7 protein-coding genes and 1 pseudogene are annotated in these 10450 nt (G+C 36.8%); all 8 read left to right on the top strand.

Features of this window, described 5'->3' with window-relative positions:
* On the top strand, positions 1-1218 hold a 1218-nt coding region (lon, locus tag RT445_RS20455; protein WP_313471443.1), incomplete at its 5' end, for an endopeptidase La.
* 4 nt (positions 1219-1222) lie between these two features.
* Positions 1223-1804: a ribosome biogenesis GTP-binding protein YihA/YsxC gene (gene yihA / locus RT445_RS20460; RefSeq protein WP_274793959.1), complete on the top strand. Its 582-nt coding sequence runs from the start codon at positions 1223-1225 to the stop codon at positions 1802-1804.
* Positions 1805-1941: 137 nt separating this feature from the next.
* A complete protein-coding gene (locus RT445_RS20465; protein ID WP_081011007.1) occupies positions 1942-2115 on the top strand; it encodes a YjfB family protein in 174 nt (57 codons plus the stop codon).
* 146 nt (positions 2116-2261) lie between these two features.
* On the top strand, positions 2262-3926 hold the full coding sequence (locus tag RT445_RS20470; RefSeq protein ID WP_312506767.1) for a hypothetical protein: 1665 nt from the start codon (positions 2262-2264) through the stop codon (positions 3924-3926).
* A gap of 185 nt (positions 3927-4111) precedes the next feature.
* Positions 4112-5560 (top strand): S-layer homology domain-containing protein, encoded by a 1449-nt coding sequence (locus RT445_RS20475; RefSeq protein ID WP_312506766.1) that lies wholly within the window; start codon positions 4112-4114, stop codon positions 5558-5560.
* A gap of 18 nt (positions 5561-5578) precedes the next feature.
* Positions 5579-8497 (top strand): S-layer homology domain-containing protein, encoded by a 2919-nt coding sequence (locus tag RT445_RS20480; protein ID WP_274793956.1) that lies wholly within the window; start codon positions 5579-5581, stop codon positions 8495-8497.
* Between the two features lie 233 nt (positions 8498-8730).
* Positions 8731-10095, top strand: coding sequence for a glutamyl-tRNA reductase (gene hemA / locus RT445_RS20485; protein WP_274793955.1), 1365 nt, complete (start codon positions 8731-8733; stop codon positions 10093-10095).
* A 168-nt stretch (positions 10096-10263) separates the two neighbouring features.
* Positions 10264-10450 (top strand): annotated as a pseudogene (locus tag RT445_RS20490) (cytochrome C assembly protein); the annotation flags it as partial.

Below are 10450 nucleotides of genomic sequence, written 5' to 3' on the forward strand. Positions count from 1 at the left end.
GAAAGCTTAGATCGCAAATTTATTCGAATTTCGTTAGGCGGCGTTCGTGACGAATCTGAAATTCGTGGACATAGACGTACGTATGTTGGCGCAATGCCTGGTCGTATTATTCAAGGAATGAAAAAAGCAGGTACCATTAATCCGGTATTTTTATTAGATGAAATTGATAAAATGTCTAATGATTTTAGAGGCGACCCTGCAGCAGCAATGCTAGAAGTATTAGATCCTGCGCAAAATAATACATTTAGTGATCATTATATTGAAGAGCCATATGATTTATCGAATGTGTTATTTATTGCAACAGCTAATGATTTGAGTAGTATTCCTGGTCCATTATTAGACCGTATGGAAGTTATTTCTATTGCAGGTTATACTGAAATTGAAAAAACTCAAATTACGAAAAATCACCTAATCCCTAAGCAATTGAAAGAACATGGATTGAAAAAAACGCAAGTAGTGATTAAAGATGAAGCAGTCATCGATATTATACGCTATTATACGCGCGAGGCAGGTGTTCGTGGTTTAGAACGACAAATCGCAACCCTTTGCAGAAAAATTGCCAAAATCATTGTATCTGGTGAGAAAAAACGGGTAACTGTTAGCTCAAAATCACTACAAGAGTTAATCGGTAAACATCGATTCCGTTATGGGCAGGCTGAAAAGGAAAACCAAGTCGGTGTCGCTACTGGGCTTGCTTATACAACTGTAGGCGGAGATACGTTACAAATCGAAGTATCCTTGACACCTGGTAAAGGAAAGTTACAGCTTACTGGTAAGCTTGGGGAAGTCATGAAGGAATCTGCTCAAACAGCATTATCCTATGTTCGCACGAAAATGGAAGATCTTGATGTGGATGCGGAATATTTCGATACACATGATATTCACATCCATGTACCTGAAGGCGCTGTACCTAAAGATGGACCTTCTGCAGGTATTACTATGGCAACTGCTATTGTCTCCGCTATTTTACATCGCCCAATTCGCCGTGAAGTTGGTATGACAGGCGAGATTACATTACGGGGCCGTGTATTGCCAATCGGAGGTCTAAAAGAAAAAACATTAAGTGCTCATCGTGCAGGCTTAACAACAATCATATGTCCAAAAGATAATGAACGTGATTTAGAGGATATTCCTGACAGTGTACGTGAGCAACTAACATTTAAACTAGTGTCATCGGCTGATGAAGTTTTAGCCTATGCACTGGACGGAGGTTTTTAGAAAAATGAAAGTCCATAACGTCGAAATGGTCATTAGTGCGGTACGGCCAGACCAATATCCAGAAGATGGACTGCCAGAATTTGCATTAGCTGGTCGTTCGAATGTAGGAAAGTCTTCCTTCATTAATCGAATGATCGGCCGTAAAGCTTTAGCACGTATTTCTTCTAAGCCTGGTAAAACACAAACCCTTAACTTTTATAAAATTGAAGAGCAATTGTTTTTTGTGGATGTACCGGGTTATGGTTATGCAAAGGTTTCAAAGTCTGAGCGTGAAGCTTGGGGGAAAATGATAGAGCGCTACTTTACTGGGCGTCAGGAATTAAAAGCAGTTGTACAAATTATAGACTTGCGTCATCCTCCAACGGCTGATGATCGCATGATGTATGATTTCCTAAAGCACTATAATATTCCTTGTATTGTGATTGCAACAAAGGCAGATAAAATTCCAAAAGGTAAATGGGATAAGCATAAAAAGATTGTCAAAGAAACATTGGAAATGGAAAAAGGCGATACTCTAATTGTCTTCTCTTCAGAAACGGGTCTTGGCTTTGAAGAAGCTTGGAGAACAATTGAAAATAAAATGTAATGTAAAAACATCTATTGTGTCTAGTCGTTAGGACAGTAGATGTTTTTTTCATTTTTACAGAAGGTAATGTAGAAAGTTGTAGAAAATGCTTGATGATTAAAATATTTGTCCGATAAATTAGATAGGAGGTGGACTAGATGGATATTGCAGCTTTATCGATGGCAATGAATCAAGCAACACTTATGCAAAACGTTTCTTTAGCTGTTACGAAACAGGCAATGGAGATGCAACAACAAAACACAGAGCAGTTAGTTGAAATGTTAGATGCTCCACATCCGACAGCTGGACATACAATTGATATTCAAGTATGAAACAGGCAGGTAGCTTGAAAGTAGGAAGCTACCTCTATTTTTATCGCTTGAAAAGATTAATAGTCTAAATTGTAACTTTTTAAATAAGAAAAGCTACCAATAATACGATATAATGATTACTAATATTTAGTAAGGAGGCAGGATTTTTGAAGAAATATTCATACATAATCATGATCATGTTACTTCTGGTTGTCGGTTTAGCCTTTAACCAACCGGCTAAAGCTGCCCAATTAGTTACTGGAACCTTTGTGGATGTAACATTTTCAGAATACACAAAGCCAGATGGCACGATAGAACAACAACTTAGTAAAGTAACTTTGCAAAATGATCGTGGCCGAACAGTGACTTTTAATATTAATAAAAATACTCGATTATATATTAACAACACGGCAACGACTATCGAGGGCTTTAAGATGGGAATGGAAGTTGAAGCTGAAATTTCTCTAAGAAGTGTTGTTGAACTGCGAGGTACATCTACAACAGCAACAGAACCGAATGGACCATCCACAGGATCAGGAAGTAGCAGTAAAACAACAGCTGGTGTAGTAACGAGTATCGATCCAAATGGGTTATTTATTATAGTGAAGCCAGATGTAGGTGAAGAAACGACTTATTATATTAACAAAGAGACTAATTATCAAAAAGGCTCTTCAGCCACTGATATTAGTGCGTTATACGTTGGGGATCGAGTTAAACTAAACTTTAAAAATAAAAACACTTCTGTCGTAACAAAAGTAGCCATTAGTGAGACAGGCACATTAGTTGAAAACTTATACAAAGGCGAAATACAAGCAGTCAATCCTAATGCCAATAAATTAACGGTGAAAAATCAACATGCCTTTATTAACTGGCAATTTGGCTCTCAAACAACCAATGATCTATCGACAATGTCTTTTACATCCAAGGTACCAATATATGTTGGCAATACGAAAGTCGAAAAAGGTCAACTGAAAAATTATATCGGTAGTGAAGCATACTATGCGACGGTTAAACAATTCGGTAAAGAAGTCATTGAGAAAATTGTAGTATTGAAAAACAATGAACGAACATATTACGAACCCATGTTGTCTGTAGATACAGATTACCAATTATTGAAGCTGAAATCTGCAGGCACATTGTACTTCCATAATGGAACTATTTTAATTCGTAATGGACGTTTAATTGAACCAACTGGTCTTTTAGCGTATGGTACGGCATTTGTCATTGCAGATGGTGCTGCACGTGACCATTATGCGCAGGTTGTACAAGTGACAAGTGATAGCTTTATGTCACCTAACTTAGCTGGACATGAATTATATTATGGACGCTTATCTCAAGCTGATGGGTATTTAATTGAAATTGATGATGCGATGAAAATTGAATCAAATGTTTTCAAGAAAACAGATGATACTGTCTTATCAGTTAGTAATTCAACAAAGGCAATGGTCGATGATGGCAATAAAACATACAGCGTCATGCCAGATATTGAGCTTTATTTATCCGAAGGTGATTATGGTTACTTCTATGTGAAGGAAGGACATGTACAAGCACTTCATATTTTAGATAATGCTAAACCAGTAGCCCCATTAATGCTGACTGGGAAACTACAGTCTGTAAAATCGAAGTATCCAGCTGTAATTAACGTAAAAAGTGTAAGCCAATGGCAGAATGGCCGTTGGTATGAGGCTGGTGAAATGGTGGATATGAATATTGACCAAGCAACGATCATTAAAGCAGGTAAAGTGATACAGCCTTCCGATCTACAAGCATCCGACCGTTTAGTTGTATTATCAGATCGATTTGTAAAAGCTCATTTTATTCTAGTAGATTAAAAGTAAATATAGACTGAAAATCTGCTTAGTCTCAGGCGAATAATATTTGCAAAAGGGCGATGTATTCACATTTGATGAGAAGGCTACTTCGCATAGGCAAAATGTTCGAAAGATGAGCAGATTTTTAGTCATTAAAACATGCTTCATTATGCATAACAGTGCACAGTGAAAGAAAGGACAAGCGAATGCAAAAATATTTAGCCAAACTAATGGTAGTCGTTCTTGTTATTTGTTTAATGGGAACTACTACTTCGTTCAATGCATCGGCTGCTTCATTAGAAACAACTGGTGCAGTAAAAAATGAGTATACATATGAAGAAGCTGTCTTCCTATCAGGGTCACCTGTTATTTTTAAGGGCACTAGTAAAGATATTAAAATTACACAAAAGGAATCTAAAGGCAGATTAACTGAAACTTATAACATGAAGTTGACAGGTAATAATGGAGCCACATTGACAAGAAATATCGCCTATGAATCTGATGTTGTTGACTATGCAGTTCTTGGTCAAAAAACGTCTAATGGTGAGGTAAAGAAATACACTGAAAAAATTACAATTGGAGCGATTACTTATACGTTAGTTGATTATCAATTTTCTCAAGGAACGGTGACAGATAATCGAGCTGCCTCTGATTATTATTCGGGGAATGTAATCTCTAGAAAAACCTATGCTTTTGAAACAGGAAAAGGGAAAAACGCTGTCCAAAACACAGTAACGATTGAAACCGATAGTCGCCATGCGGGCTATGAAAACTTCTGGGGAGCAACAGAAACTCAAATCACAGAGTCTGTTTATTCCTACAGTGATGGCAAAACAAGCCATGTAAAAAACCGCTTATCTACAAGTAAATCTCGTGTTTTAAATTATGAGGAGAATCTTGGAAGCTTGGGTAGTTTTGAGGGTGGCTATGCAGTTGTAAGTGAAAAAGATGTTATTTCTGAGTACACGTACGACTTATCTTCAGGACAAAAAGGGACGCTTGATTTAGATACAGAATACATGCCAACTATTGAACGTCTTATTATCCCTAAATTCCGTGATTTAACAAACCATTTTGCTAAAGAAGCGATAGAAAAAATGTATTCACTAGGTATCTATTCAGATGCAAGTAATTTCTTCTCTCCAAATACACCAATGAAACGTATAGATTTTACTACGGCAATCGGTAAAGCCGTAGACTTACGTGTATTTGAAGAAAAGAAATCGAAAAAGACTCCTACTACAAGTGTGTTTAAAGACTTAAAGCGTACGGTTAAAGATTATGGCTATATTGAATCGGCATTAAATAAAGGCATAATAAAAGGCGTTTCAGCTGACTACTTTAAACCAGATAATGCCATTACAAGAGCACAAGCAGCTACTATTTTTGTGCGTGCTTTAGGACTTGAAAATAGAGCGCCTGATCCTGGCTATCTAACGAAATTTACAGACAACAATCAAATTCCAAACTATGCTAGAGACGGCATCTATATTGCAAATGAACTTGGGTTAATGATTGGTGATTCCGCTGGCCGTTTTAATCCAAATAAGCCGCTAACTCGTGCAGAGGCTTCTCTTGTCCTTGAGCGATTCTTAAAATATTTAGAAGATGATCTAAAACAAAACTATCGTGATGATATCTTGTTCTTTAACTAAAGAAAGGACTGAACATTAATGACATATGTAAAAAAAGCATTGCTCTCTTTGCTTTGCTTCATGTTACTACTGATGACGGCAACACCTGTTGTCACGCAAGCAGCTACCACAATAAGAGATGTTCCTTCAAATAGTAATAATTATAAGGCTATTTCCTGGGCAGTGGACAATGACCTCATGTCCTTGAACAGTGCTAATAACTTTTTACCAGATGAACAAGTAACTGATCGAGAGCTTGTGCTAATGTTTGCCAAGCTAGATCGTAATTATGCGTTATCTTATATTGATAGTGTTGCCTATAATTTCTACAGTGAATTTTATTTACCATTTAACGGCACACATGTGAATGCTAATCGTTCAAAAGCGGTGACACGAGGCCAATTTGCCCAGATCTACGCTGCATTCAAAGGTTTAGATTTAGATGAACCACAGGCTGTACAATATTTATATTCGAATGATCTTTCTACCAGTGGTACAGGTAAAAAGACTTTTGCTAGCTTTAATCCATCTACTAAATTAACACGTGCGGATGTTGCTACATTTTTATATAGAGCTGTTCAAAATGGCAATTTTGCTGTACAAGGATTAAAGCGAAGTGCTGCTGGCCGTGATAATGATAGCATCACGTTACCACCAGGTTTCATGGGATCTAACAGTGCTGATTTTGAAGAACCAAAAGATAACTCAAATGACTTTACTGGACCAGAATATGTAAATAATGCATTGCAAAGTATTGTAGTTGAAAAACCGGATTTAATCGCAAATGATGTGGATTCTACACTTGTGACGGTATCGTTAAAGGCTTGTAATGGTGACCCAATTGCGGATGATAAATCGTATACATTCAAAGTGACGTCATCCTATGGGACAATTGTGGATACATCCGGTGAAGCGGTTAAAACGGTTCAATCTGATGGCTCCACTGTATCTGCTATCGTAATCGCACCATCACTAACAAAATCTGTCCGTGATACGATTTCTTTTGAGCTAGTTAATAATACAGACCCTGCTATGAAGTGTTTAGTGGGGGAGAAGTTAAATGCAGAAGTGCGTTATGCACCACAGCCAGAACTACGTATTGATTACCAAGTATATGATCCAACAAATACAGATGATAATGGTAGTGTAACACCTCCTTATGTTCCATATGAAAAATTGCCAGAGTTCTTTACTCAAAACTTAATTGATGTGTATGCTCCAGTACCTTTAGATCCTGACTCTGATGAAAAGTTATTTAGTATTGGTCAGCAAACAAATGTAACGGATGCTTTAGGGAACGTACAAAATGTTTATTTGCGCTACGGTGGATCTGATCCTAGGTACCCAGCGTTAGGATATGAACATGCAATATTACAATTTGAAAACTATGATATCTCAGTATACTTATTTGAAGAGCTCTTAAATCGCCGTTTTGATAACTCAGTAACAACGCCTGCCAAAACTGAAATTATGTATATGATTTCTGATGATGGACGACCAATTTATCGTGTTCAAGGGATTGATGATGATATTGCTTCTCAGGTAGAAAATATTAATCCGGTCGGAGCTATCATTCAGCTTATGAATCATATGCCAAACGAAAAAGATTTAACATTAGAGCATTACGATAGTGTGATGAAGATTTATGCAATCTTCACAAACTTAAGTAACTATGACCGAACTGTGTTATTAAAATATCAGGGCGGGAAATTACTTGGACAAGTGGAAGCCTATAAAAAACGTGTTGAAGCATTGAAAGAAAGTGCTGATGCTGCATCAAGACCATCAGGGAAAGATCGATATACTAAAGTTATGGTGACTTTAGTTCGTCCAGGGGGGGAGCCCGTTTCGGACTATCAGGGAACGGTCAAAATTAAATTTGATGGAGTGGAAAAAACAGCGTCGTTTATAACAAATACTTCAGATCCATTAAATAATACAGGTAGTCCAGGTACGGCCGTCGCTTACTTTGACTCAATTATTTATGGAAAATCTAAAGTAGAGGCAACGCTCGTTAATCCATTAGATCCACGCTATGCAACAATTTTGAAGGGCTTAAAAGATAAGACAGTAACGAAAGAAATATTTACGAATCCATACTTTAGTAAAAACTCTTGTTCTTTAGCAACGGAAATTGCCTATGTAGTGGATTATTCTTCTTCGATGAAGGCGGTTGATCCAACAAATTACCGTGGTAAAAAGATGATTGAATTGATCAATCAAATAAAGGCAAAAAATAATATTGTTATTGAAACGAATACAAAAGCAACTGTTCTAGGTGAAGGTACGACAGAAAATGTACTGAAAAAAGATCTTTATAAAGCATCCAAAGATAAAGGTGCGACGGATATTTTTGCCGGCATTGATATCGCCTTAACTAAATTCTCTAATGATACTAAAACATCGAAGGCCATTGTTGTTGTTTCGGATGGTAAAACAAGTAAATCTAAAATGACTAAGGCGATCAATGAAGCGAAAAAGCAAGGTGTGAAAGTTTATACAATTAGTATGGGCAAGAAATCACAAATCAATGATGCTACGTTAATGCAAGTAGCAGAGCAAACTGGCGGCGCTTATTTCCACGCCATTGATAATTTACAATTGCATCAAGTATTCCAAAAGCTAGTTGATACAATTTTATGTAAAACACCAGCTTCGAGCTGTATCAATCCTGAAGATTTATTTGAAGAAACAAGCGTTTCGCTACGAAAAGGCTATATTACTATGAGTGCTCGAATTGATGGTAATTGTTCTAATGTTGCAAAGATGAATGTACGCTTCAATTCAGTTAGTGGAGATGTACAGTTTGATTTGCAAAAACGTAGTGATTCAGTTTATATGCTAACGAAAACAGTACAAACTATGCAGGACTTTAAAGTTAATAATGACATTGAGTTTATAGCCTATGATAAAGATGGTAATATTATTGCAATGAAAACTGTCACAATGACAAATTAAGAAAATACTGATCACAAAATTTACTGCACCTCAATTGTTAGATTGATCTAACAATTGAAGGTGCAGTTTTTTAATTTGAAACAAGACGTATAATTTGTTACACTTAGTTTATAATAATTCTAATGTAGATGACGAATGACAGTTCTTCATGACATGTTCACAAATTATACGTGAACTATTGTCGAACTGTGCTATAATGAGATTTGTGAATTAGAACGTGTGAGGTGTTATTCATGCATACCATCGTAGTAGGCTTGAATTATAAAACAGCGCCTGTTGAAATACGTGAGAAGTTATCATTCATAGAGAGTGAACTACCACAAGCAATGGAAGCGCTGCAAAAGCAAAAAAGTATATTAGAAAACGTTATTGTTTCGACATGTAACCGTACAGAAATATATGCTGTTGTGGATCAATTGCATACTGGACGTCATTTTGTGAAACAATTTTTAGCGAACTGGTTTGACTTGCCCGTGGAGACATTTTCTTCCTATTTAACAATTCGAGAAGAAGATGAGGCAATCGAACATTTATTTAAAGTGACTGCAGGGATCGATTCAATGGTTCTTGGGGAAACACAAATTTTAGGACAAGTAAAAAAAAGCTTTTTAAGTGGACAAGAGATTGGCACAACAGGAACGGTATACAATCAGCTATTTAAACAAGCGGTAACATTTGCTAAGCGTGCTCATAATGAAACAGCAATTGGTGAGAATGCGGTATCCGTTTCCTATGCAGCAGTAGAATTAGCAAAGAAAATTTTTGGCTCTTTACAACGCAAGCATGTAGCTATTTTAGGTGCAGGGAAAATGGGAGAGCTTGCGATTGAGAACCTTTATGGTAGTGGTGTAGGAAAAGTTACGGTCATTAACCGTACGTTTGAAAAAGCAGAAAGTCTAGCCGCTAAATTCCATGGGGAAGCTAAATCAATGAAGGAATTACAATGTTCATTATTAGAAGCAGACATTTTAATTACGTCTACAGGTGCAACAGATTATGTCATTGATTATGAGTTAATGCAATTTGTGGAACGTTTACGTAAAGGTAAACCTTTATTTATGGTAGATATTGCTGTTCCACGTGACATTGATCCACGAGTGGGCGACCTGCCAAATGTTTTCTTGTATGATATCGATGATTTACAAGGAATTGTCGAGGCGAATTTAGCAGAGCGTGAACGTGCTGCTGCTGATATTACGGATATGATTGGTAATGAAGTTGTGCAATTTAAAGATTGGGTAGCAACACTAGGCGTCGTACCAGTGATCTCAGCTTTGCGTAAAAAGGCTAATCGAATTCAAGAAGAGACGATGACTAGTATCGAAAATAAAATGCCAGATTTAACGGAACGTGAACGTAAAATTTTAAGTAAGCATACAAAATCTATTATTAATCAATTGTTAAAAGAGCCAATCTTACAAGCGAAAGAAATGGCAAATTCACCAAAAGCAAATGAACAGTTACGTTTATTCCAACAAATTTTTGGTATAGAGGATGCTGTGGAAGCTGAAGTTCAAGAGATGACGAAGCAAGAGCTTGAGCGCAAAGAACGCGCAGAGGCTTCTCAAACTTCCGTTGAACCAAAGTACTCTTTCTAAATATCTAATGCGTCGCATACACAAATGTACGATAGTGTTGACGCTATTGGATTTCTACTGATATTACATGAGGCGTTTTCGTATCTGTATGGTAAACTTAGGATACGAAAACGTTTTTTTGTTTTTGTATAGTAATTTTACAATTTCACTATAAAGAAGGGATGTCTATTGGCTGATTTGACCATGACGAGGCTTTATGAAGTGATGATCGTCTTGTATGCGATCAGTCTAGTTTTTTACTTTACTGATTATTTCTATAAGCAAGTGCGAGCAAGACGAATAGCTTTTTGGCTTGTTTCATTTGTATGGATGATTCAAAGCGCTATTATCATTTTAACGTTTGTGGAAACGAAGC

Origin of the sequence: Lysinibacillus sp. (assembly GCF_032093475.1) — a bacterium.
In the GTDB taxonomy this organism is placed as follows: domain Bacteria; phylum Bacillota; class Bacilli; order Bacillales_A; family Planococcaceae; genus Lysinibacillus; species Lysinibacillus irui.

What these genes read in the sequence shown, in the direction of transcription:
- RT445_RS20465 (WP_081011007.1), top strand. Translation starts at nt 1,942, where the DNA reads ATGGATATTGCAGCTTTATCGATGGCAATGAATCAAGCAACACTTATG.
- yihA (WP_274793959.1), top strand. Translation starts at nt 1,223, where the DNA reads ATGAAAGTCCATAACGTCGAAATGGTCATTAGTGCGGTACGGCCAGAC.
- hemA (WP_274793955.1), top strand. Translation starts at nt 8,731, where the DNA reads ATGCATACCATCGTAGTAGGCTTGAATTATAAAACAGCGCCTGTTGAA.
- RT445_RS20480 (WP_274793956.1), top strand. Translation starts at nt 5,579, where the DNA reads ATGACATATGTAAAAAAAGCATTGCTCTCTTTGCTTTGCTTCATGTTA.
- RT445_RS20475 (WP_312506766.1), top strand. Translation starts at nt 4,112, where the DNA reads ATGCAAAAATATTTAGCCAAACTAATGGTAGTCGTTCTTGTTATTTGT.